Source organism: Actibacterium ureilyticum (assembly GCF_002285435.1).
GTDB lineage: Bacteria > Pseudomonadota > Alphaproteobacteria > Rhodobacterales > Rhodobacteraceae > Actibacterium_C > Actibacterium_C ureilyticum.
The window spans coordinates 895882-919982 of the sequence record NZ_NSBT01000037.1 but is presented as its reverse complement, the minus strand read 5'-3'; the positions used below and the strand labels follow the sequence as shown (position 1 = coordinate 919982).

23 protein-coding genes are annotated in these 24101 nt (G+C 64.6%); 15 read left to right on the top strand and 8 right to left on the bottom strand.

All coding sequences use genetic code 11. The annotated features are described in order from the left end of the window. Nucleotides 1-2: 2 nt before the first annotated feature. The 3 genes from CLM60_RS17530 to CLM60_RS17520 are packed head-to-tail and all read left to right on the top strand — an operon-like array spanning nt 3 to nt 3207. Nucleotides 3-1031 carry a DMT family transporter gene (locus tag CLM60_RS17530; protein WP_095590385.1) on the top strand — a complete coding sequence of 343 codons (1029 nt, stop codon included), beginning with the start codon at nt 3-5 and terminating at the stop codon, nt 1029-1031. Nucleotides 1032-1052: 21 nt separating this feature from the next. Then, the gene (locus CLM60_RS17525; protein ID WP_095590384.1) at nt 1053-2831 is read left to right on the top strand and encodes an SLC13 family permease; all 1779 of its coding nucleotides are present in this window, start codon (nt 1053-1055) and stop codon (nt 2829-2831) included. Between the two features lie 40 nt (nt 2832-2871). Next, complete coding sequence (locus tag CLM60_RS17520) at nt 2872-3207, top strand: hypothetical protein (protein ID WP_095590383.1); 336 nt, start codon at nt 2872-2874, stop codon at nt 3205-3207. A gap of 5 nt (nt 3208-3212) precedes the next feature. Here CLM60_RS17520 and CLM60_RS17515 read toward each other — a convergent pair whose 3' ends face one another. Then, the gene (locus tag CLM60_RS17515) at nt 3213-3806 is read right to left on the bottom strand and encodes a LysE family translocator (RefSeq protein ID WP_095590382.1); all 594 of its coding nucleotides are present in this window, start codon (nt 3804-3806) and stop codon (nt 3213-3215) included. 72 nt (nt 3807-3878) lie between these two features. On the opposite strand from CLM60_RS17515, the gene CLM60_RS17510 reads away from it, so the two are divergent. Then, nucleotides 3879-4331, top strand: a complete 453-nt coding sequence (locus CLM60_RS17510; RefSeq protein WP_095590381.1) for an Lrp/AsnC family transcriptional regulator — start codon at nt 3879-3881, stop codon at nt 4329-4331. Nucleotides 4332-4493: 162 nt separating this feature from the next. Further along, entirely contained in the window at nt 4494-5234 is a 741-nt protein-coding gene (locus tag CLM60_RS17505; protein ID WP_095590380.1) for a YebC/PmpR family DNA-binding transcriptional regulator, read from the top strand. Here CLM60_RS17505 and CLM60_RS17500 read toward each other — a convergent pair. Next, nucleotides 5231-6109 (bottom strand): LysR family transcriptional regulator ArgP, encoded by an 879-nt coding sequence (locus tag CLM60_RS17500; RefSeq protein WP_095590379.1) that lies wholly within the window; start codon nt 6107-6109, stop codon nt 5231-5233. The genes CLM60_RS17505 and CLM60_RS17500 overlap by 4 nt on opposite strands. An 88-nt stretch (nt 6110-6197) precedes the next feature. Here CLM60_RS17500 and CLM60_RS17495 point away from each other — a divergent pair, with 88 nt between their 5' ends. From CLM60_RS17495 to CLM60_RS17485, 3 genes are all read left to right on the top strand, one after another. After that, the gene (locus CLM60_RS17495) at nt 6198-6791 is read left to right on the top strand and encodes a LysE/ArgO family amino acid transporter (protein ID WP_095590378.1); all 594 of its coding nucleotides are present in this window, start codon (nt 6198-6200) and stop codon (nt 6789-6791) included. A gap of 37 nt (nt 6792-6828) precedes the next feature. Beyond that, nucleotides 6829-7731, top strand: coding sequence for a DMT family transporter (locus tag CLM60_RS17490; RefSeq protein WP_095590377.1), 903 nt, complete (start codon nt 6829-6831; stop codon nt 7729-7731). A gap of 135 nt (nt 7732-7866) precedes the next feature. Further along, nucleotides 7867-9630, top strand: coding sequence for a vanadium-dependent haloperoxidase (locus CLM60_RS17485; RefSeq protein ID WP_095590376.1), 1764 nt, complete (start codon nt 7867-7869; stop codon nt 9628-9630). Between the two features lie 40 nt (nt 9631-9670). Here the strand turns inward: CLM60_RS17485 and choV are convergent, their stop codons facing one another. The 3 genes from choV to choX form a co-directional block, all read right to left on the bottom strand. After that, nucleotides 9671-10696, bottom strand: a complete 1026-nt coding sequence (gene choV / locus CLM60_RS17480; protein ID WP_095590375.1) for a choline ABC transporter ATP-binding protein — start codon at nt 10694-10696, stop codon at nt 9671-9673. Further along, nucleotides 10693-11529 (bottom strand): choline ABC transporter permease subunit, encoded by an 837-nt coding sequence (gene choW, locus CLM60_RS17475; protein WP_095590374.1) that lies wholly within the window; start codon nt 11527-11529, stop codon nt 10693-10695. Before choW ends, choV begins: the two co-directional genes overlap by 4 nt. A 111-nt stretch (nt 11530-11640) precedes the next feature. Beyond that, nucleotides 11641-12558, bottom strand: coding sequence for a choline ABC transporter substrate-binding protein (gene choX / locus CLM60_RS17470; protein ID WP_095590373.1), 918 nt, complete (start codon nt 12556-12558; stop codon nt 11641-11643). Between the two features lie 82 nt (nt 12559-12640). Between choX and betI the strand changes: the two genes are divergently transcribed. The 6 genes from betI to CLM60_RS17440 all read left to right on the top strand — a co-directional run bounded on the left by betI (nt 12641) and on the right by CLM60_RS17440 (nt 19002). After that, nucleotides 12641-13222: a choline-binding transcriptional repressor BetI gene (gene betI / locus CLM60_RS17465; RefSeq protein ID WP_095590372.1), complete on the top strand. Its 582-nt coding sequence runs from the start codon at nt 12641-12643 to the stop codon at nt 13220-13222. Next, the gene (betC, locus tag CLM60_RS17460; RefSeq protein WP_095590371.1) at nt 13219-14727 is read left to right on the top strand and encodes a choline-sulfatase; all 1509 of its coding nucleotides are present in this window, start codon (nt 13219-13221) and stop codon (nt 14725-14727) included. The genes betI and betC overlap by 4 nt, the downstream gene beginning before the upstream one ends. A 46-nt stretch (nt 14728-14773) precedes the next feature. Continuing rightward, nucleotides 14774-15418, top strand: a complete 645-nt coding sequence (locus tag CLM60_RS17455) for a glutathione S-transferase family protein (RefSeq protein WP_095590370.1) — start codon at nt 14774-14776, stop codon at nt 15416-15418. 13 nt (nt 15419-15431) lie between these two features. Next, on the top strand, nt 15432-16892 hold the full coding sequence (betB, locus tag CLM60_RS17450) for a betaine-aldehyde dehydrogenase (RefSeq protein ID WP_095590369.1): 1461 nt from the start codon (nt 15432-15434) through the stop codon (nt 16890-16892). A gap of 102 nt (nt 16893-16994) precedes the next feature. Next, entirely contained in the window at nt 16995-18653 is a 1659-nt protein-coding gene (gene betA / locus CLM60_RS17445; protein WP_095590368.1) for a choline dehydrogenase, read from the top strand. A gap of 100 nt (nt 18654-18753) precedes the next feature. Further along, nucleotides 18754-19002: an HP1242/YdcH family protein gene (locus CLM60_RS17440; protein WP_095590367.1), complete on the top strand. Its 249-nt coding sequence runs from the start codon at nt 18754-18756 to the stop codon at nt 19000-19002. Nucleotides 19003-19172: 170 nt separating this feature from the next. Here CLM60_RS17440 and CLM60_RS17435 read toward each other — a convergent pair whose 3' ends face one another. The 3 genes from CLM60_RS17435 to CLM60_RS17425 form a co-directional block, all read right to left on the bottom strand. Then, a complete protein-coding gene (locus tag CLM60_RS17435) occupies nt 19173-19565 on the bottom strand; it encodes a hypothetical protein (protein ID WP_095590366.1) in 393 nt (130 codons plus the stop codon). Nucleotides 19566-19649: 84 nt separating this feature from the next. Then, nucleotides 19650-21056, bottom strand: a complete 1407-nt coding sequence (locus tag CLM60_RS17430) for a helix-turn-helix domain-containing protein (RefSeq protein ID WP_095590365.1) — start codon at nt 21054-21056, stop codon at nt 19650-19652. A gap of 63 nt (nt 21057-21119) precedes the next feature. Continuing rightward, nucleotides 21120-22334, bottom strand: coding sequence for a multidrug effflux MFS transporter (locus tag CLM60_RS17425; protein ID WP_095590364.1), 1215 nt, complete (start codon nt 22332-22334; stop codon nt 21120-21122). Between the two features lie 214 nt (nt 22335-22548). Here CLM60_RS17425 and CLM60_RS17420 point away from each other — a divergent pair, with 214 nt between their 5' ends. Next, entirely contained in the window at nt 22549-24081 is a 1533-nt protein-coding gene (locus tag CLM60_RS17420) for an acyl-CoA carboxylase subunit beta (protein ID WP_095590363.1), read from the top strand. Nucleotides 24082-24101: the final 20 nt, after the last annotated feature.

Sequence of the window (24101 nt, the reverse complement as noted above, 5' to 3'; positions counted from 1 at the left end):
CGATGAGCGGGGCGCGCGACGCGCATGCGCGCCCCGAACCGCCGGGCTTCATCGATCCGGCCAATGCTGCTAGCACTCCGGGTATGAATGCCCGATCCCATACCGCCCCCGCGCCGCTGCTTGCCGCGGCGCTTGTCCTGTTCGGGGCGGCCTGGGGCTTGGGGCAGCCGCTGAACAAGATCGTGGTCAGCGGCGGCTATCGTCCCTGGGGGATCATCTTCTGGCAAAGCGGCGTGGCGCTGATCCTGTTAATGATCATCAACACGGCGCGGGGGCGTGGTCTGCCGCGCGGGGCGGCGCAATGGCGGGTCTGCGCGATGGTGGCCACGCTGGGCACGCTGCTGCCACATTGGGCCACCTACAGCGCGGTGGCGCATTTGCCGGCGGGGGTGATGGCGCTGATCATGGCGGCGATCCCGATCCCGATCCTGTCGCTGCCGATCGCCGTAGGGCTGGGGCAGGATGCCTTTACCCGGCGCCGCGCGGCGGGGCTGCTGGCGGGGTTCGCGGGGGCGGGGTGCCTGATCGCCGCGCGCAGCGGGCTGGGCGGTGAAAGCCCGCTTTGGTTCGTAGCGCTGGGGGCGGTGGCGCCACTCTGCTATGCGCTGAACGGCAACCTGCTGACCCGGTTCGGCCGTGCCGGGATGGATCCGATACAGCTGTTTTTGGGAACGATGCTGTTGGTCCTTCCAGCGGCGGGTGGTCTGGCGCTGGCCACCGGACAGTTCATTGCCCCGCGCTGGCCGCTGTCGCCGCCGGATCTGGCGCTGCTGGCGGTCGCGGCGATCCATGCCTGCGTCTATACCGGATTCCTGTGGCTTCTGGCGCAGGCGGGGGCGGTCTTTGCGGCGCAGGTGGCGTATCTGGTGACCGGGTTCGGCATGGTCTGGTCGGTGCTGATCTTGCACGAATCCTATCCCGGCTGGGTCTGGCTGGCCTTTCTGGCGATGCTGCTGGGGATCTTTCTGGTACAGCCGCGCCCGAACGCCACGCTTGCACAGTCGCAATCTGCCGCTAAAGATAAACGCTGACCGAGGCAACGGGCGACCTGAATGATCGACCTTCCCCTATCCGAGACCGGCATCGCCATCCTGGCGCTGTGCATTGTCGGTTTCATGTTCATCCTGTTTCTGCGCGAAGACTACCCGGCCGAGGTCGTGGCGCTGGCCGGGGTATCGGTGATGCTGATCACCGGCGTGCTGCCCTATCAGAACGCGCTGGCGGTGCTGTCCAACCCCGCGCCATGGACCATCGCGGCGATGTTCATCGTCATGGGGGCGCTGGTGCGGACGGGGGCGTTGCACGGGTTCACCCAATTGGCGCAATCCCAGGCGGAATCCCGTCCGATGCTGGCGGTGGCGGGGCTGATGCTGTTCGTCATCGCCTCGTCCGCGATCGTGTCGAACACGCCGGTGGTCGTGGTGATGATCCCGATCTTCGTGCAGCTGAGCCAGACGCTGAACAAGCCGGTGTCGAAATTCCTGATCCCGCTCAGCTATGCGGCGATCATGGGAGGCACGCTGACGCTGATCGGGACCTCGACCAACCTGCTGGTCGACGGGGTGGCGCGGGCGCGCGGGCTGGAGCCCTTCACGATCTTCGAGGTCACGCCGCTTGGCCTGGTGGTCGTGGCCTGGGGGATGATCTATCTGCGGTTCCTGGGGCCGCGGCTGTTGCCGGACCGGGCGTCGATGGCCAACCTGCTGTCGGACAAGTCCAAGATGAAATTCTTCACCGAGGTCGCGATCCCCGAAGACAGCGAACTGATCGGGCAGGAGGTCACGCAGATCGACCTGTTCCGGCGCGGCGGCGTGCGGCTGATCGACGTGCTGCGCGGCGATGCCTCGCTTCGGCGGAATCTGAAGGACGTGACGCTTCAGGCCGGTGACCGCGTGGTCCTTCGCACCCAGATGTCGGAACTGCTGGGCCTGCAACAGAACAAGAGCCTGCGCATGGTCGACAAGCTGAGCTCGGTCCAGACGACCACGGTCGAGGTGCTGATCAGCCCTGGCGCGCGCATGGTGGGCCGGTCGCTGGGCGAACTGCGCCTGCGCCGCCGGTATGGCGTCTATCCGCTGGCGGTGCATCGGCGGAACCAGAATATCGGCCGCCAGCTGGACGATCTGGTGGTGCGCGTGGGCGATACCCTGCTGCTGGAGGGCACGCCCGAGGACATCCAGCGTCTGGCCGCCGACATGGAGCTGGTCGATATCACCCGCCCGTCGGAACGGGCCTATCGCCGGGGCCATGCGCCGCTGGCGATCGCCACGCTGGTGGGGATCGTGGTGCTGGCCGCGCTGGGCGTGGCGCCGATCCTGATGCTGTCGATCCTGGGCGTGGCGCTGGTGCTGCTGACGCGCTGCATCGACGCGGAAGAGGCGTTTTCCTTCATCGACGGGCGGCTTCTGGCGCTGATCTTCTCGATGCTGGCGGTCGGCGCGGCGTTGGAACATTCCGGCGCGGTCACCCTGATCGTCGAGACCGTGGCGCCCGCCCTAACCAACCTGCCGCCGTTCCTGATCGTCTGGGCGATCTATCTGCTGACCTCGGTCTTGACCGAACTGGTCAGCAACAACGCGGTCGCGGTCGTCATGACCCCCATCGCCATCGGGCTGGGGCAGGCGCTGGGCGTCGATCCGCGCCCGCTGGTCGTGGCGGTGATGGTGGCGGCGTCGGCCAGTTTCGCAACGCCCATCGGGTATCAGACCAACATGCTGGTCTATGGTCCCGGCGGATACCGGTTCACCGATTTCATGAAGGTCGGCATTCCGCTGAACCTGAGCGTCGGGCTGCTGGCTTCGGCCTTGATCCCCTTCATCTGGCCGCTGTAAGGTTCGCGCTCTGGCGGATCGGCGTGACGGGGAGGGCGCGATGTGGCGAATTCTGACAATCGGTTTGCTGCTTCTGGCCGCCTGCGGCGGGGGCGGCGGCGCGACCCCGGAACAGGTGCTGCTGGAACGTGACCGCGTGACCATCCGCCTGAGCAATGGCTGGCCCTGTGTGGGCTTCCGCAGCGAGGGGACCGTGACCGAAACCGGTTGGTCGGGACAGCTGGCGGGATGCCCGGTCAGCTATCCCTATGCGGTACATCTGGAAAACGGGACCCGGCCCAGGCGGCAGGAACTGGTCCTGGCGGGCAAGGGCGCCGGTCCCACCGTGGTGATCGAAGGCGGCGGCGGGCGCAACTGGATCTTTGGCACGCCCTGAGCGGCTTAGCCCAGCAGGATCGGGTAAAGCGTGGCCAGCAGCAACAGCGCCATGGTCAGGTTGAACGCGCGCAGCCGCCCGGGCCGGCTGAGCCAGCGGCGCAGCTGTTGCCCCAGCGCCGTCCAGCCGGTGGTGGAAAACAGGCTGGAAAACGCGAATGCCGACGCGACGACAAGCGCCGCCCAGGCGCCGCTGCCGGGGGCATAGGTGGTCACGGCGGCCATGCCCATCGCCCAGGCCTTGGGATTGACCCACTGAAACGCCGCCGCCTGCAGGAAGGTCAGCGGCCGGCCCGTGGCGGCACCCTCGGCCGGGGGCGCGGCGGTGGCGATCTTCCACGCCAGATAGAGCAGAAACGCGATGCTGAGCGCCTGCATCACCATGCGCAGGGGCGGCAGGGCGACAAAGACCTGCATCAGCCCGACACCGACCAGAAACACCATCAGCGCAAAGCCGATGCCGATGCCCAGCATATGCGGCACCGTGCGCAGGAAGCCGAAATTCGCGCCCGAGGCCAGCAACATCAGGTTGTTGGGGCCGGGTGTCATGGTGCTGACAAAGGCAAAGCCGATCAGCGCGGGGAGGAGTTCATAGGTCATGGCGCAATCCTGCCCTGAAATTCCCGCATCGGGATTGCGTTGTTGCGGCGTATATGGCTTTCTTTGCAATAAATGGCGAAGATGGATCAGATAAACACGCGGATATTGCAGGCGCTGTCGCGCGACGGGCGACTCAGCAATATCGAGCTGGCCGAACAGGTGGGGCTGTCGCCTTCGGCCTGTTTGCGGCGGGTGCAGGAGCTGGAGCGCAGCGGGGTGATCCGCGGCTATCGCGCGGTGCTGGACCGGGCGGCGCTGGGGGCGGGGTTCGTGACCTATGTCACCGTGGGGTTGTCGGATCACACCAAGGCTGCGCAAGAGGATTTCGAGCGCGCGATGAACCTGTGCCCCGAGGTGCGCGAGTGCCACAACATCACCGGGACCGTGGAATACCTGTTGCGGGTCGAGGCGGCGGACCTGGCGGCATACAAGCTGTTTCACACCGAAAAGCTGGGGGTGCAGCCGCAGGTGCGCCAGATCACGACCCATGTGGTCATGGGCTCGCCCAAGGACGAACGCGCCTGAGCCGCTGCCGGTGTGCGGCCGGCTATGTCGGGACGCCTTCGGCGAGAGTATTTGTGCCAAGAAGAAGGGGCAGGACGCGCGCAGGCGGCCGTGGCTTGCCCATGGCGGGGGCAGGCCGTATAGAACGTCGGAACCCGAAATACGAAGACGCCGGAGGTCCCCATGGCAGGCCATTCAAAATGGGCAAATATCCAGCACCGCAAGGGGCGGCAGGATGCGGCCCGGTCGAAGCTGTTTTCCAAGTTGAGCAAGGAGATTACCGTGGCCGCCAAGATGGGCGACCCGGATCCGGACAAGAACCCGCGCCTGCGCCTGGCGGTCAAGGAGGCCAAGGGCCAGTCCATGCCCAAGGACAATATCGAGCGCGCGATCAAGAAGGCAACGGGCGGCGACGGCGAGGAATACGAGGAAATCCGGTACGAGGGCTACGGCCCCAACGGCGTGGCGGTGATTGTCGAGGCGATGACCGACAACCGCAACCGGACCGCGTCGAACGTGCGGTCGACCTTTACCAAGAACGGCGGCAACCTGGGCGAGACCGGCTCGGTCGGTTTCATGTTCGAGCGCAAGGGCGAGGTCACCTATCCCGCCGATGCGGGCGATGCCGACACGGTGATGCTGGCCGCGATCGAGGCCGGGGCCGAGGATGTCGAAAGCTCGGAGGACGGGCATATCATCTATTGCGCCGATACCGATCTGAACGCGGTAGCGACCGCGCTTGAGGCAGAGCTGGGCGAATCCGACTCGACCAAGCTGATCTGGAAGCCGACCACCACGACCGAGATGGATCTGGACGGCATGCAGAAGCTGATGAAGCTGATCGACGCGCTGGAAGACGATGACGACGTGCAGCGTGTGACCAGCAATTTCGACGCCTCGGACGAGGTGATGGAGCAGCTTTAACCGATCAGCACCTGCGCCGCGCTTTGGCGCAGGGCGCGGGTCAGCGGTTTCAGCGGTGCCGCCATCAGGCGGCTGACCTGCCAGTAGAGCGGCACGTCATGGGGCGTGCCGGGGATCAGTTCCCGCAGCTGCCCCGTTTGCAGCAATGGCGCGGCCAGCGGCTCGGGGATCAGCCCCCAGCCCAGCCCGTGCAGGGCGGCCTGGTTGAAGGCGTCCACCGCCGCGATCTGATGCCAGGCAGGGGTGATGTCCTGTCCGGTATGGCGGCGCATCCACTCCTGTTGCAGCCGGTCTTTCAGGTTGAACCGCAGGGCAGGCGCGGCGCGCAACGCCGGGGCGGTGACGCCATCGGCAAAGTGCCGGGCGATGAAACCCGGCGCGGCGCAAGCGACATAGCGCAGCGCGCCCAGGGGCGTGGCGTTGCAGCCCCGGATCGGTGTGGCATGGGCGGTGATGGCCCCGGCCACGTCGCCGCGTTTCAGCCAGTCGCCGCTGTGATCCTGATCGTCGATCACCAGGTCGAACAGCATATCCGGCACCTCGGCCAGCGCGGGGATCACCCACAGCGCCAGGCTGTCGGCATTGGTGGCGATCCGCACCGTGCTGCGCGCGGGCGACAGGCCCGAGATATCGCGCGCCAGATCCTGTTCCAGCAGCGCCAGCGCCTCGGCATGGCGGGCCAGGCGGCGGCCGGTTTCGGTACCCCGGGAGGGGCTGCCGCGTTCGATCAGCGTGGTGCCGATGCGTTCTTCGAGCGCGCGGATGCGCTGCGACACCGCCGGGGGAGTGATCGACAATTCGGCCGCGGCGCCATCGAAGCTGCCGCAGCGCAGGATGGCGGCCAGCGTGGCCAGGTGGTCGGGGTCGAGCTGCATAAGTATTGCTTAATTGATATAAGAAAAATTCACTACACTTATCACTCGTCATTGCCCTAGATGACCGCCAGAAACGCAAGAGGGCGATATGTGGGCATTTCAATCGGGGTTCGCGCTGGGTTTTTCGCTGATCCTGGCCATCGGGGCGCAGAACGCGTTCGTTCTGCGTCAGGGGCTGCGGCAGGAACATGTGTTCGCCATCTGCCTGACCTGTGCGGTGTCGGATGCGGTGCTGATCGCGGGGGGTGTGGCGGGGTTCGGGGCGCTGGCCCAGGCGGTGCCGTGGCTGGAAAGCGCGATGCGCTACGGCGGGGCGGCGTTCCTGATCTGGTATGGGGCGATGAACCTGCGGGCGGCGTGGCGCGGCGGCGAGGCGTTGCAGGTGGGCAATGGCCCGGCTGTGGGGCTGCGGGCGGCGCTGCTGACCTGTCTTGCGCTGACCTGGCTGAACCCGCATGTCTATCTGGATACGGTCGTCCTGCTGGGCAGCGTTTCGGCGCAATATGACGACAAGCTGGCCTTTGCCGCCGGGGCGATGATGGCTTCGGGCGTGTTCTTCTTTTCGCTGGGCTATGGCGCGCGGCTGTTGCGCCCGTTCTTTGCCAATCCGGTGTCCTGGCGGGTGCTGGACGTGATCGTGGGACTGACCATGTGGGCGATTGCGGCCAGCCTGTTGTTCTAGGGTTGTGCCCGCCCCGCCGATGGGGTCAGGTGGCGCCATGAGTCAAGCGCAATCGAACCCCGTCGGGGGTGTGATCTGGATGCTGTTGACCGGCCTGAATTTCGTGGCCGTCACCGCCATCGTAAAATATGTGGGCAATGCGGTCCCCGCGGCGCAGGCGGCGTTCCTGCGCTATGTGCTGGGGCTGGTCTTTCTGATCCCGATGCTGGGCCCTTTGTGGCGGGCGGGGTTGAGCCGCCGGGCCTGGGCGCTGTTTTCGGCGCGCGGTGTGGTGCATTCGCTGGGCGTGATCCTGTGGTTCTTTGCCATGACCCAGATCCCGATCGCCGAGGTGACGGCGATGAATTACCTGTCGCCCGTCTATGTCACCATCGGCGCGGCGCTGTTTTTCGGCGAGAAGCTGGCCGCGCGCCGGATCTTTGCTGTGCTGGTGGCGCTTCTGGGGGCGGTTGTCATCCTGCGCCCCGGCTTCCGCGAGGTGTCGCCGGGACACATCGCGATGCTGGGCACCGCGCTGCTGTTCGCGGCGTCCTACCTGATCGCCAACCGCATGGCGGGTGAGGTCAGCCCGACCGTGGTCGTCGCCATGCTGTCGATCACTGTCACCATCGGCCTGGCGCCCTTTGCTGCCGCCGTCTGGGTCACGCCGACATGGGCCGACCTGTTCTGGCTGTTCCTGGTCGCGGCCTTTGCCACGGCCGGGCATTACTGCATGACAATGGCTTTCAAATCCGCGCCGCTGACGGTGACGCAACCGGTCAGCTTCCTGCAACTGGTCTGGGCGACGCTGCTGGGCTGGCTGGTCTTCAACGAGGGGATCGACGCCTATGTCGTGCTGGGCGGCGGGCTGATCATCGGTGCGATCAGCTTCATCACCTGGCGCGAGGCGATGCTGAAGCGCCGGGCGATCACGCCGACCGTGTCGCAGGTCAAGGGCTAAGGCCTGCGGGCTTGTCGGAAACGTATTCAAGTTGTAGAATTGAAAAGCCCTCGGCATAGGCGCGCCAATATTTCCGGCGTCGGTCTTCGGGGGGAATACGACTATTTTGAACGTTAATTTATTATAGGTATTGATATGACGACCGACAGACGCCTGACGGCGCGTCGTGTGCGCGAAGACGCAGCGGCGGCCGCTTTTAATCGCACCCATCCCACGCACAAGGCCAATGGCGACGAGCAGAAATATGCCGCGGCCAATTACGCCATGACCTTTACCAAGGGTCTGGATCATAACTATGACACCGGGCTGATCCGCAGCCGCGAGCATCTGGTGGCTTTCCGAAACTGCATCAACAACGGTTTCATCGAACCCTTCACCACCCGTGTGCCGGTGCCGCGCGACGGCTGCAAGCCCCGCCGCCAATGGGAGGCCCCAACCGCCGGGACGGCGTTCGACCTGCAAGGGCCGGACGCCCAGGCCGTCACCATGCCACCCGCGCCAGAGCTTTGCTCGGACGAACTGGCCTTCGAAATGGCCGAGGTCTATGAGCTGGCCCTGCTGCGCGACAAGCCGTTCTACGTGTTCGACCAGAATGGCGGGCCGGGATCGGGGGCATTGAACGATACGCTGGGGCGGCTGAACGCGCTGCCCTTCGCGCAGGCGGGTTTTCCCGGTCGTCCGCGCAAGACCGAAGGCGGGGTGCTAACCCGTCAGACGGCGTTTCGCGGCTCGGCGCCGGGGGTCGAGGCGGGGCCTTATATCTCGCAGTTCCTGCTGATCGGTAACTCGGATCAGACGGGTGCCTCCGATCCCACCGACGGGCGCATCACCTATGGTGCGCAGCAGATCGACCAGCGCGTCGCCGAAGCTGCCGAAGGGGACGATTTCATGATGCTCTGGGATGACTGGTATGAGGTCCAGCAAGGGTTCAAACCCGCGGGTCCGGCGCAGAATTTCACTGGTAGCAGGCGCTGGATCTTTACGCCGCGCGATCTGGCGACCTATGTGCATTTCGATGCGCTCTATCAGGCCTATCTGAACGCCGCGCTGATCCTGTGGTCGAACGGCACGCCGCTGGACCCGAATTTCGATCACCTGTCTGGCTCGGCGATGCACAAATTCCTGGTCAATGCTTCGACCTATGAGGAGATCGACGCCAATGCCGGGGGCTTCGCGCTTTATGGCGGGCCGCATATCCTGACTCTGGTGACCGAGGTTGCGACGCGTGCGCTAAAGGCCGTGCGCTATCAGAAGTTCAACAACCATCTTCGCCCACGCCCCGAGGTTCTGGGAGCGCGTCTGGAAAAGGCGGATTGGATCGACCAGGAATACCCCGCGACCTGCGGCTGCTTCACCGCGATGCGGGATCAGCTGGCCGATACCATCGCCGAGATCCGCGATCACAACCAGAATGCGGCGAACGGCGGCAACCCGACTGCCTTGTTGCCGATGGCCTTTGCCGAAGGCTCGCCCATGCACCCGTCTTACGGCGCCGGGCATGCGACGGTCGCGGGGGCCTGCGTCACCATCCTGAAGGCGTTTTTCGATACCTCGGCGCTCTTCGGTCTGCGCGACGGTCAGGCCGGGTTCCACGCGGCCAAGGATATTAGCGAACCCATTCAATATTGGGCGGTGGCGAACGGAAACGAGCTTTCGCATTCCACACCGGATTGTCCACTGACCTTGGAGGGTGAGTTGAACAAGCTGGCCGCCAATATCTCAATCGGGCGGAACATGGCCGGGGTGCACTATTTCTCGGACTATTACGACAGCCTGCGCATGGGCGAGCAGATTGCCATTGGCATGCTGCAGGAACAGGCGCTATGCTATCCCACAGATCCGTTCGTGATGACCGTGCCGACCTTCGATGGCGACGCGGTGCGGATTGGGGCGCTTTAAAACAGCTTGAAGGCCCTCGCCGTCGATACGGGGCGAGGGTCTATCCCCGCGGGTCCAGCAGCTTGGCCAGCACGCCGTCCTTGGTGATTTGCCCGACGATCTGGCCGTCCTCGATCACGCCGACGGGGCGGCCGGTATGGGTGACGGTTTCCATCACCGACTGGATCTGCGCGTCTGGGGCGACGGTGATTTCGGGGGTGCCGGTGGCGGGTTCCATCACGTCGCGGGCGCACAGGACACCCAGCGGGTTCATATGGGCCACGAAATCGGCGACATAGTCGTTCACCGGGTTGGAAAAGATCTCCTGCGGGGTGCCGCATTGCACGATCCGGCCGCCTTCCATGATGGCGATCCGGTCGCCGATCTTGAACGCCTCGTCCAGGTCGTGGCTGACGAAGATGATGGTGCGTTTCAGCTTTTGCTGCAGCTCGATCAGCTCGTCCTGCAGCCGGGTGCGGATCAGCGGGTCGAGGGCCGAGAACGGTTCGTCCATCAGCAGGATCGGCGCCTCGGTCGCAAAGGCGCGGGCCAGCCCCACGCGTTGCTGCATCCCGCCCGACAGCTCGCCCACCTTGCGGTCGGCCCAATCCGACAGATGCACCAGGTCCAGCTGCGCCGCGACCTTGTCGGCGCGTTCGGATTTGGGCATCCCGTCCAGCTCCAGCCCAAGGCCCACATTTTCCGCCACGGTCCGCCATGGCAGCAGGCCGAATTGCTGGAAAACCATCGCCACGTGGCGGCGGCGCATGCGGCGCAGGGTGGGGGCGTCGGCATGGGTGATGTCGACCATGTCCTGCCCGTCATTCACCCGCACCGCCCCGCGCACCACCGGGTTCAGCCCGTTCACGGCGCGCAGCAACGTGGACTTGCCCGAGCCCGACAGGCCCATCAGTACCAGGATCTCGCCGGTCTTGACCTGTAGCTTGCAGTCATGCACGCCCAGCACCTGGCCGGTCGCCTCTTGTATCTCGGGCCGGGTCTGGCCCGCATCCATCAGGGGCAGGGCACTGTCGGGGCGGTCCCCGAAGACGATGGAAACGGTATCGAAATCGACGGCGACGGTCATTTGTTGCCCTCCACCCGCAGGATGCGGTCCAGCATGATGGCGACAACCACGATGATGAAGCCGGATTCGAACCCAAGTGCGGTGTTCACCTGGTTCAGCGCCCGCACCACCGGCACGCCCAATCCATCGGCGCCCACCAGTGCAGCGACCACGACCATCGACAGCGACAGCATGATGGTCTGGTTCAGCCCCGCCATGATCTGCGGAAAGGCATAGGGCAGCTCGACCTTCAGCAGGGTCTGGCGCGGGGTGGCGCCAAAGGCGCGCGCGGCCTCAAGCAGCGGCTCTGGCGTCGACGAAACCCCCAGATGCGTCAGGCGGATGGGGGCGGGCACGACAAAGATCACCGTGGCGATCAGGCCGGGCACCATACCGATGCCGAAAAAGACGATGGCCGGGATCAGATAGACGAAGGTCGGCAACGTCTGCATCAGGTCAAGCACCGGACGCATCCAGGCGTAAAGCCGGGGCCGGTGGGCTGCCGCGATGCCGATGGGCACCCCCACGGCCATGCAGACGACACAGGCCGATAAGACCAGCGTCAGGCTTTCGGTGGTTTCCTCCCAATAATCCTGGTTGAGGATGAACAGGAAGCCCAGCACCACGAACAGGCAGGTTTTCCAACTGCGTTGCAGCACCCATGTCAGCGCGACGAACGCCGCCACGACGACCAGCGGATGCGGTGTCTGCAACACCCACAGGATGGCGTCGATCAGGGCCTCCATCGCGTCGGCCAGCCCGTCGAAGAACCACGCCCCGTTGTCCTGAAGCCAGTCGAAAGCCGCCTTTGCGGTTTTCCCGACGGGAATTTTCGTTTCTGTCAGCCAGTCCATGGGTGCCTTTCGAATTGCCGGGGTTTGCACCCCGCCACGCCGCCTCGGCCCCCCTCCCGTCCTCCCCCCGTGGCCGGGGGGAGGGGGCATGTGGGGGCGTTGGTCGCGTGATTACAGACCAAGCGCGGATTTCACCGCAGCCATGGCATCGCCACCGTCCAACGTGGTCACGCCGTCCAGCCAGGTGTCCAGCACCTGAGGGTTGGCGGTCAGCCAGGCGGTCGCGGCGTCGTCGGCTTCTTCGCCGTCATCCAGGATCGCGCCCATGATCTCGTTTTCCATGGCCAGCGAGAATTTCATGTTGCTCAGCAGCTTGCCCACATTGGGGCATTCGGCGGCATAGCCCTTGCGGGTGGTGGTATAGACCACGCCCTCGCCGCCAAAGAAATCCTCGCCGCCCGTCAGGTATTTGAGCGAGAAGTTGGCGTTCATCGGGTGCGGTTCCCAGCCCAGGAAGACAACCGGTTTCTCGTCCTTATAGGCACGGGCGACCTGCGCCAGCATCCCCTGTTCCGAGCTTTCGACGACCTCGAACCCGGCCAGGTCGAATTTGTTTTCCTCGGTCAGGCTGACAAGATAGGCGTTGCCCTCGTTGCCCGGCTCGATGCCATAGATCTTTTCGTCCAGCTCGTCGCGGAACTTGGCGATATCGGCATAGGTCTTGAGGCCCGCGTCATAGGTATAGGTCGGCACGGCCAGCGTGTATTTGGTGCCTTCCAGGTTGACGGTCAGCTGCTCGATCTCGCCGCTTTCCAGATAGGGGCCGATGGCGCCGTTCTGGGCCGGGATCCAGTTGCCCAGGAACACGTCCACATCGTCGCTTTCCAGCGAGGCGAAGGTCACCGGCACCGACAGGACCTTGACGTCCACGTCATAGCCCATCGCCGTCAGGATGATATTGGCGGTCGCGGTGGTGGTGGTGATGTCGGTCCACCCCACGTCCGAGAATGTCACGGTGCCGCAATCGGCAAGGGCCGTGGTGCCAAGGCTGGCCACGGCCATGGCGGCCAGGCTGGTTTTGAAGGTCATGTAGGCGCTCCCTGTTTTCTTGATTGACGAGTCAATTAAAATACAACAGTCTCGATATGGCAAGACAAGTCAAGAGTGGACCATGCCCAAAGTCGGAATGGAACCCATAAGGCGCGATGCCTTGGTCAAGGCCACCATCCTGGAAATCGGGCGGGCGGGATCGCTGGATGTGACGGTCAGCCAGATCGCCAAGCGGGCGGGCATGTCCAGCGCGCTGGCGCATCATTACTTCGGCAATAAGGACAAGATGTTTCTGGCCGCGATGCGCCATATCCTGGGGCAATACGGCGCCCATGTGCGGGCCGCGCTGGCCGGCGCGCGCACGCCGCGTCAGCGGGTCGAGGCGGTGATCCGCGCCGGTTTCGACGATCTGAACTTCAGCCCCGAGGTGATCAGCGCCTGGCTGAATTTCTATGTTCAGGCCCAGAATGCCCCCGATGTGGCGCGGCTGTTGCGAATCTATCAGCACCGTCTGCGGTCGAATCTGCGCGCCGGTCTGCGGCCGCTGGCCGGGCCGGGCGCGGATGCGCTTGCCGAAGGGCTGGCCGCGATGATCGACGGGCTTTATATCCGCCAGTCCCTGCGCGAGGCGCCGCCCGACGGCGCTGCGGCCACGGCGATGGTGCTGGATTACCTTGATGCCAAGCTGGAGGCGCGCGCATGACCCGGCCCAATATCCTGATCCTGATGGTCGATCAGCTGAACGGCACGCTCTTTCCCGATGGCCCGGCCGATTGGCTGCACGCCCCGAACCTGCGGGCGCTGGCCGCGCGGTCGACGCGCTTTGCCAACGCCTATACCGCCTCACCGCTTTGCGCGCCGGGGCGGGCGTCTTTCATGACCGGGCAATTGCCGTCGCGCACCCGGGTCTATGACAACGCGGCCGAATTCGCCTCCGACATCCCGACCTATGCCCATCACCTGCGCCGGGCTGGATACCAAACCGCGCTGTCGGGCAAGATGCATTTCGTCGGCCCCGACCAGATGCACGGGTTCGAGGAACGCCTGACCACCGACATCTACCCCGCCGATTTCGGTTGGACCCCAGACTACCGCAAGCCGGGCGAGCGCATCGACTGGTGGTATCACAACATGGGCTCGGTCACCGGCGCGGGCGTGGCCGAGATTTCCAACCAGATGGAATATGATGACGAGGTCGCCTATCACGCCACGCGCAAGCTTTACGACCTGGCGCGCGGCCATGACGACCGCCCGTGGTGCCTGACCGTCAGCTTCACCCATCCGCACGATCCGTATGTCGCGCGGCGCAAATACTGGGACCTCTACGAAGGATGCGACCACCTGCTGCCACAGGTTCCGGCCATGGACTATTCCGACCATGACCCCCACAGTCAGCGCATTTTTGATGCCAATGACTGGCGCAATTTCGACATCACCGAAGAAGACATCCGCCGGTCGCGCCGCGCCTATTTCGCCAATATCAGCTACCTGGACGACAAGATCGGCGAAATCCTCGACACTCTGGAGCGGACACGGCAAGAGGCCGTGATCCTGTTCGTGTCCGACCATGGCGATATGCTGGGCGAGCGCGGGTTGTGGTTCAAGATGACCTTCTTCGAAGGCTCGGCGCGCGTGCCGCTGATGATCGCGGCCCCCGACCTGCCCGCGGGTCGGATCGACACGCCCGTGTCCACCATCGACGTGACGCCCACCTTGTGCGATCTGGCCGGTGTCAGCATGGACGCGGTCATGCCATGGACCGATGGCGAAAGCCTGGTGCCCACGGCCACGGGCACCGAACGCACCGCGCCGGTGGCGATGGAATACGCGGCCGAGGCGTCCTATGCCCCGCTGGTGTCGCTGCGCTATGGCAAGTGGAAATACACAAGCTGCGCACTCGACCCCGATCAGCTCTTCGACCTTGCGGCAGACCCGCACGAGCTGACCAACCTGGCCGGCGACCCCGCCCATGCCGGAACCCTGAACAGCCTGCGCGCCAAATCCGAAGCCCGTTGGGATCTGGACCAGTTCGACGCACAGGTGCGCGAAAGCCAGGCCCGCCGCTGGATCGTCTACGAGGCGCTGCGCAACGGCGCCTATTTCCCCTGGGACTACCAGCCGCTGCAAAAGGCCAGCGAACGCTACATGCGCAACCACATGGACCTGAACGTGGTCGAGGAAAACGCGCGCTTCCCGAGGGGGGAGTGATGGCTTCATTGTTCCGCAAATACTCCCGCCGGAGGCACGACATCCGATGCTGACGGTCTATGGGCGCGCGACCTCGTCGAATGTACAGGCGCTGATCTGGGCGTTGGAGGAACTGGGGTGTGAATACACCCGGCTGGATTATGGCGAGGGGTTCGGCGGCCTCGACACAGACGCATTCCGCGCGATGAACCCGCACGGAAGGATCCCGGTTCTGGTGCAGGACGACCTGCCGCCGATTTTCGAGACCGGCGCGATCCTGCGCTATGTGGCCACGGTCTTTGGATCAGACAGCTTCTGGCCCAAGGACCCCGTCGCGCGGGCGCAGGTCGATCAATGGGCCGAATGGGCCAAGCGGCACGTGGCCGAGGGCTTTACCGGGCCCGTTTTCTGGCGTGTTGTCCGCACGCCCGCCGAACGCCATGACAAGCCGGCCATCGCCAAGGCGCTGGCCACACTGGAGGGCGAACTTGCGACCGCTGAGGCGCAACTGGCCAAGCACGATTTTTTGGCAGGCCCCGATCTGACGCTCGCCGATATCCAGTTCGGCCATGTCCTTTTCCGATATTTCGATATCGAAATCCCACGCCCCGCGCTGCCGAACCTGACCGAATACTATAATCGCCTGTCCCGGCGCCCCGCTTATCAAAAGGCCGTCATGCTGTCCTATGACGCGCTGCGCGACACCATCTGAAGCCGAGATCCCAATGCCGCAAAATGCCCAACCCACCGCCAGCCATTTCATCAATGGCCACTATGTCGAAGACACCGCCGGCGCGCCGATCCCCGTGATCTATGCCGCCACGGGCGAACAGATCGCGCAGGTGCATTCCGCCACGCTCGCCATTGTCGACCAGGCCTTGCAGGCCGCGAAAGCCGCGCAAAAGGCGTGGGCCGCCATGTCGGGCACCGAGCGTGGCCGCATCCTGCGCCGGGCGGCGGATATCATCCGCGAGCGCAACCACGAACTGAGCGTGCTGGAAACCCTCGATACCGGCAAGCCCTTGCAGGAAACGCTGGTGGCCGATGCCACATCGGGGGCTGATGCGCTGGAATATTTCGGCGGTCTGGCGGGCAGCCTGACGGGCGAGCATATCCCGCTGGCCGGTGGCGATTTCGTCTATACCGTGCGCGAGGCGCTGGGGGTTTGCGTGGGCATCGGGGCGTGGAACTATCCCACCCAGATTGCCTGCTGGAAAGGCGCGCCCGCGCTGGCCTGCGGCAACACGATGGTGTTCAAACCGTCCGAGACCACGCCGCTTTGCGCGCTGAAAGTGGCCGAGATCCTGACCGAGGCGGGCGCGCCGCCGGGCGTGTTCAACGTGGTGCAGGGCCTGGGCGATGTCGGCGCGGCGTTGGTCACGGACCCGCGCGTGGCCAAGGTGTCGCTGACCGGATCGGTGCCGACGGGCCGCAAGGTTTACGCCGCTGCGGCGGCTGAAATGAAGCATGTGACGATGGAACTGGGCGGCAAGTCGCCGCTGATCGTCTTTGACGATGCGGATGTGGAAAACGCCGTTTCGGGCGCGATCCTGGGGAATTTCTATTCCACCGGCCAGGTTTGTTCCAACGGCACCCGCGTCTTCGTGCAGAAGGGCATCAAGCAGGCATTTCTGAAGCGTCTGGCCGAACGGCTGGGTACGGCGGTGATCGGCGATCCGCTGGACGAGGCCACGAGTTTCGGCCCGATGGTCAGTGAAGGGCAGTTGAACATCGTGCTGAACTATATCGCCAAAGGGGTAGAGGAGGGCGCGCGCCTGGCCTTTGGCGGCAAGCGGCTGGACCGCGACGGATGGTATCTGCAACCCACCGTGTTTGCCGATGTCACCGATGACATGGTGATCGCCCGCGAGGAGATCTTTGGCCCCGTCATGGCGGTGCTGGATTTCGAGGATGAAGAAGAGGTGATCGCGCGCGCCAACGCGACCGAATTCGGTCTGGCGGCGGGGGTCTTCACCAATGACCTGACCCGCGCGCATCGGGTGATCGGCCAGCTTGAGGCCGGGTCGTGTTTCATCAACACCTATAACCTGGCCCCGGTCGAGGCGCCCTTTGGCGGGGTCAAGGCCTCGGGCGTGGGGCGCGAGAATTCGAAGCTGGCGATCAACCATTATTCGGAAATGCGGTCGGTCTATGTGTCGATGAACGATGTCGAGGCGCCGTTCTGACGCGGCCCATGCCCGGCCACGCGCAGGTGGCATCGGTGGGGCCATGAGTATTTTTGCCAAGAAGAAGCCCCGGGGAACGGGCAAGCCGAAGGTCAAGCTGTGATGGAAGCGGATTATGTGATTGTGGGGGCCGGCAGCGCGGGCTGCGCGATGGCCTATCGCCTGGCCGAGGCGGGGCGGTCGGTGCTGGTGATCGAGCATGGCGGCACCGATTGGGGGCCGTTCATCCAGATGCCGGCGGCGCTGAGCTATCCGATGAACATGGCGCGCTATGACTGGGGCTTTCAGACCGAGCCCGAGCCGCATCTCGGCGGGCGGCGGCTGGTGACGCCGCGGGGCAAGGTGATCGGCGGGTCGAGTTCGATCAACGGGATGGTCTATGTGCGCGGCCACGCGCGGGATTTCGACCACTGGGCGTCGGTCGGGGCGGATGGCTGGGCCTATGCCGATGTGCTGCCCTATTTCCGGCGGATGGAGCATTGGCACGATGGCGGGCATGGCGGCGATCCCGATTGGCGGGGCAGCGACGGCCCGCTGCATGTGACGCGCGGCCCGCGCGACAATCCGCTGCACGCGGCCTTTATCGAGGCCGGGCGGCAGGCGGGCTATCCGGTGACCGAGGACTACAATGGCCGCCAGCAGGAGGGGTTCGGGCCCTTTGAACAGACGGTGTGGAAGGGGCGGCGCTGGTCGGCGGCCAATGCCTATCTGAAACCGGCGTTGCGGCGTGAAAACTGTGACCTGGTCCGCGCTTTCGCCCGCCGGGTGGTGGTCGAGGATGGCCGCGCCGTGGGGGTCGAGGTCGAGCGCGGCGGCAAGGTCGAGGTCATCCGCGCGCGGGCCGAGGTGATCATCGCGGCCTCGTCCATCAACTCGCCCAAGCTGTTGATGCTGTCGGGGATCGGCCCGGCGGCGCATCTGGCCGAGCACGGGGTGCCGCTGGTGGCGGATCGCCCCGGTGTGGGGCAGAACCTGCAGGACCATCTGGAGGTCTATTTCCAGATGGCCAGTGCCCAGCCGGTGACGCTGTACCGGCATTGGAACCTGATCAGCAAGGCGCTGATCGGGGCACAGTGGCTGTTCACGAAAACCGGGCTGGGCGCCAGTAACCAATTCGAAAGCTGCGCCTTCATCCGGTCGCGCGGGGGCGTGGAATATCCCGATATCCAGTATCATTTCCTGCCCATAGCGGTGCGCTATGACGGCAAGGCCGCGGCCGAGGGGCATGGGTTCCAGATCCACACCGGACCGATGCGCAGCCCGTCGCGCGGGGCGGTCACGCTGACCTCGGCCGATCCCAAGGCCGCGCCGCGGATCTTCTTCAACTATATGTCGACCGCGCAGGATTGGGAGGATTTCCGCACCTGCCTGCGCCTGACGCGAGAGGTGTTCGGGCAGGCGGCATTCAAGCCCTTCGTCAAATCCGAGATCCTGCCGGGTGCGCATCTGCAGACGGATGACGAGCTGGACGGGTTCATCCGCGACCATGCCGAAAGCGCCTATCACCCCTGTGGGACCTGCCGGATGGGGCGGGCCGACGACCCGATGGCGGTGGTTGATCCGCAGGCGCGGGTGATCGGTGTGGATGGGCTGCGGCTGGCCGACAGCTCGGTCTTTCCGCGCATCACCAATGGCAACCTGAACGCGCCGTCGATCATGGTGGGCGAGAAGGCCGCCGATCACATCCTGGGCCGCGCGCCGCTGGCCCCGGCCAATGACGCGCCCTGGATTCACCCCGATTGGAAAGGGTCGCAGCGCTGAGGTTTTTTCTGTGCGAAACCGTCCGGTTTGATCCCGGTCAAAGTGGGGCGGAGCGACCGGCCCTAGGGTGGGGATCGCAGAACAGGAAGGAGACTGTCCCATGTCCAACACCCCGCACGAATTGGCCGAGGAATTCCCCGATCAGGTCGACGCCATCCACGCGCTGAAGGCCAAGAACGCGCATTTCGCCAAGCTGGTGGACGAGTATCATGAGATCAACCGCGCCGTGCACCGGGCGGAAACGGATGTCGAGCCGACCGACGACCTGCACCAGCAGGAGATGCGCAAGCAGCGGCTGGCGCTGAAGGACGAGATCGCCCGCATGCTGGCCGCGCCTGCCGAGGGGTAGGGCGCTTCCAAGGCCATTCGTCATGACAGCCCCGGCAAGGTCGCCCTTGTCGGGGTTTGCTTTCGGTCGCGTTTGAAACGATTGGCGTTCTGTCAGAGCCCGTTCCGGGGCAACGGCTCGGCGCCATCTGAAGACACATGAACACAAGGCGCGTTCACGCGCGGGCCTTTTCACACCTCTTCGTCGGGATAAGGAAGCGTATCGACGTTGACGTTCACAAAATCGGGTTCTGGTGTCGGTTGAAAGCGGACGGCCAGGATTTTCTCGCGCCCCTCTTTCAGCGCTTTGACGACTCTGTGCATCCCGTCCATCAGACGCCCTTCCGCACAAAGGATGATGGGCCACTGAAGATCAGTCTGTTCGACCAATCGCATGTGGTCGGCAATGGATCGCGGTGTGGGAATATCGTTGTCGCCTCGATACCACCAGAGCTCGTCAATCTCTGCAATGTCCGAAATCAGCATGGCCCTCACGGGGAGCGTTTTGGAAAGCCGGATCAGGCGGTGAACATCCCAGGTGTGCCGATCATCGCCAACAAAACGTGTGTGATATTGTTTCCTCATGGGGTGAGCCGGTCTTCCAATCTGTGTGCCGGAAACGCCCTTCAGCGAGGCGGCCGGAAAGCGGCGGCAGCTTTTACCACCCCGCTACTCCGCAATCTCATACGGCAGCACCGCGCGCCGGTTGGGGTTGATTGTCAGCCGTCGTTCCAGCGGCGGGACGGACCGTTGGTGGCAGTCCTTGCGTTCGCAGATGCGGCAGGAAATGCCGATGGGGGCAAACGCGGCGTCGCGGCTGAAATCCAGGTTGTCGGCATAGACGATCTGTTCGGCGTGCTGCACCTCGCAGCCCAGGCCGATGGCGAAGCGGCGGACCGGGGCCGCCCACGCGCCGGCGGGTTTCGACACGTCATAGGCCAGGCACAGGTACCGCACGCCGTCGGGCGTTTCAGCCAGTTGGCGCAGGAAGCGGCCCGGGGTTTCGAACGCGCGGTGGACGTTCCACAGCGGGCAGGCCCCGCCGAAACGCGCGAATTGCAGCCGCGTGGCGCTGTGGCGCTTGGTGATCGTGCCGGCCTGGTCGACGCGGACAAAGAAGAACGGGATGCCCTTGGCGCCGGGGCGTTGCAGGGTCGACAGCCGGTGCGCCACCTGTTCGATGGACGCGCCGAAGCGGTCGGCCAGACGCTCCAGGTCGTGGCGGTATTCCTGTGCCGCCTGCAGGAACCGGGTATAGGGCATCAGCGCCGCACCGGCGAAATAGTTCGCCAGCCCGATCCGGGCGATGGCGCGGGCGGTCTCGGACTGGAAACGCGCCAGATCCAGCGTCGCGTCCAGCAGCTTGCCTTGGGTCAGCAGCGCCACCTGCAGCAGCATCTGGAACCGCTGGGTCGGGGCCGCGGCGGTGCTGGACAGCGTCAGCACCTGTGTGTCGGGGTCATAGCCGCGGATATCGGCGTCGCGGCTGCGCTGGATGGTGATGCCCAGCTTGGTCAGCGCCGCGCGGGCGGTGTCCATCGGGTCGGCATCCTGCGCGGTATTAGTGGCGGCGAACCGTTCGGCGGCGTGGTCGACCGCGTCGATATAGTTATCGCAATAATGGAAGAAATCGCGCACCTCTTCCCAGGGGCTGGCCTGCACGCGGGCATCCTCGCGCCCCAGCGCCTCGTCCAGCGAGGCCAGCCGTTCGTGGGTCTGGCGATAGGCGCGGTGCAGGTTCAGAAACGCCCGTGCCAGCGCCGGCGCGTTCGAGGCCGCCAGCCGCAGATCCGCCAGAGGTGGGGCGTCGGCGTCAAAGACCGGGTCGGCCAGCGCCTCGCGCATGTCACTGACCATACGCTCGGCGTCGCCGGTCGACAGCTCGGTCACGTCGAAGCCGAATTCCTGCGCCAACGCCAGAACCACGCCGGTGCTGACCGGGCGGTTGTTGTTTTCCATCTGGTTCAGATAGGGCAGGCTGACATTCAGCTTGGCGGCAAAGGCCTTCTGGGTCAGGCCCAGACGGGTGCGGGTTTCGCGCAGCTTGACACCGGCATAGAGTTTCTGGGTCGCCATGGGCCTGGTCTTTGCGGATTTGCGGGTGACTCAGGCTAGCTTTGCAAAGTCCCGGCGTCCAGACTAATTGCGCAACTGCCGCGTCCGCCAGATCACCATGCTGATCGACAGGATGCCCAGACCGGCGGTCGCAGCCATGATCCACAGCAGCGGCAGCACACCCGTATCGGGGTGCAACATCGCGCCCGCCAGCGCGCTGAGCGCCGCGCCACCGCCCAGCATGATCGCCCCGCCCAGACCCGATGCCGTACCCGCCAGATGCGGGCGCACCGACAGCATGCCTGCGGTGGCATTGGGGATCGACATGCCGTTGCCCAGCCCGACAAAGGTCATCAGCCCGAAGAAGCTGAGCGCGCTGCCCGCCCCCGCATAGGTCACGCCCAGCGAGATCAGGATGCCCACCGCATTCACCATCGCCCCCCAAAGCACCATGCGGTTGACGCCGAACCGCACCGAAAAGCGGCCCGACAGGTAATTGCCCAGGAAATACCCGATCGCCGGGGCGCCAAAGAAGAAGCCCAGCTGCGACGGGGTCAGGTGATAGACCTCGGACCCCACGAAGGGCGCGCCGCCCAGATAGGCAAAGAAGGCCCCCGAGGCAAAGCCCGACGCCAGCGCATAGCCCCAGAACCGGGGCGACAGGAACAGTTCGGGATATTCGCTGAACTGCTGCAGCAGGGATTTGCCCGACGCGGCCTTGGTCTCGCCCAGGTCGCTCCAGGTCAGCCAAAGCGCGCCCAGCCCCAGCGCGATCAGCAGCCAGAAATTCGCCTGCCAGCCCAGCGTGCTGTCCAGAACCCCCCCGATGGCGGGGCCGATCATCGGCACCACGGCCATGCCCATCGTGACATAACCGATCATCGAGGCGGAATCGTCCTGGCTGTACAGGTCGCGCACCACGGCCCGGCTCAGCACAAGGCCCACCACCACCGTCGCCTGCATCATCCGGAACCCCAGAAAGGTCCAGACCGTCGGCGCCAGCGCACAGCCCAGCGACGCCAGGATGAACAGCGCGATGCCGCCGATCAGCACCGGCCGCCGCCCCAGCTTGTCCGAGATCGGCCCGACCAGGATCTGCATCACCGCGTTCACCGCCAGATAGATCGCCACCGACAGCTGCATCAGCCGGTAATCGGTGTCGTAATACGCGGTCATGTTGGGCAGCGAGGGCAGGAACACGTTCATCGTCAGGGCCGACAGCCCCGACAGCAGAACAAGCGTCATGATATGCGGCGGCGTTTGGCGATCCAGGAACCGCACCTGGGAAGAGCTGAGCATGACAGGGCTTTCTGAAACGCGATCATAGGGCCGCACGGGCGGGGATTTGTCCATCGGGTCAAAAGCACTGTGACTGTTCACCCATGCACATATTTTGCACTTATTCAAATTGCAGATATCAGCGCGACAAAGATTTGCAAATTTACCGAAATTTCCTTTATGTTCGCCGGTCGCGCGCATAGGTTGCGGCAAAATTAATCGGGGAACCGCCGACATGAAAGACATCCTTCACGAATTGGAAGAACGCCGCAAGGACGCCCGACTGGGGGGTGGCCAGCGCCGGATCGACAGCCAGCACAAGAAAGGCAAGCTGACCGCGCGCGAACGGATCGAGCTGCTGCTGGACGAGGACTCGTTCGAAGAGTTCGACATGTTCAAGGCGCATCGCTGTACCGAATTCGGAATGGATGCCGACAAGCCCGCAGGTGACGGGGTGGTCACCGGCTGGGGCACGATCAACGGGCGCATGGTCTATGTGTTCAGCCAGGATTTCACCGTCTTCGGCGGCTCGCTTTCCGAGACCCATGCCGAAAAGATCTGCAAGATCATGGACATGGCGGTGCAGAACGGTGCGCCGGTGATCGGTCTGAACGATTCCGGTGGCGCGCGGATCCAGGAAGGCGTCGCGTCGCTGGCCGGATACGCGGATGTGTTCCAGCGCAACATCATGGCCTCGGGCGTGGTGCCGCAGATCAGCGTGATCATGGGCCCCTGCGCCGGTGGCGCGGTCTATAGCCCCGCAATGACCGACTTCATCTTCATGGTGAAAGACAGCTCGTACATGTTCGTGACCGGCCCCGACGTGGTCAAGACCGTGACCAACGAGCACGTCACCGCCGAAGAGCTGGGCGGCGCGATCACCCATACCCGCAAAAGCTCGGTCGCCGATGGCGCGTTCGAAAACGATGTCGAGGCGATGATCGAGGTTCGCCGCCTGGTCGATTTCCTGCCGCTGAACAACCGCGAAAAGCCGCCCGTACGCCCGTTCTTCGACGCCCCCGACCGGATCGAGGAAAGCCTGGACACCCTGATCCCGGAAAACCCCAACCAGCCCTATGACATGAAGGAACTGATCCTGAAAATCGGGGACGAGGGGGATTTCTATGAGATCCAGGAAGACTACGCCAAGAACATCATCACCGGTTTCATCCGGCTTGAAGGGCAAACCGTGGGTGTGGTCGCCAACCAGCCCATGGTGCTGGCCGGCTGCCTGGACATCGACAGCAGCCGCAAGGCCGCGCGCTTCGTGCGGTTCTGCGATGCGTTCGAAATCCCGATCCTGACCTTCGTCGACGTGCCGGGCTTCCTGCCCGGGACCAGCCAGGAATATGGCGGCGTCATCAAGCACGGTGCGAAGCTGCTCTTTGCCTATGGCGAGGCGACGGTGCCCAAGGTGACGGTGATCACCCGCAAGGCTTATGGCGGCGCCTATGACGTGATGGCGTCGAAACACCTGCGCGGCGATTTCAACTATGCCTGGCCCACGGCGCAGATCGCCGTGATGGGCGCCAAGGGCGCGGTCGAGATCCTGTACCGCTCGGAACTGGACGACCCCGAAAAGATCGCCAAGCGCACGCAGGATTACGAGGACCGGTTCGCCAACCCGTTCGTTGCCGCCGAAAAGGGCTTCATCGACGAGGTGATCCAGCCCCGCAGCACGCGCCGCCGGGTGGCCCGTGCCTTCGCCAGCCTGCGCAACAAGAAGCTGACTAACCCTTGGAAAAAGCACGATAATATTCCGCTCTGATCGCGGGATATCGAAACGGA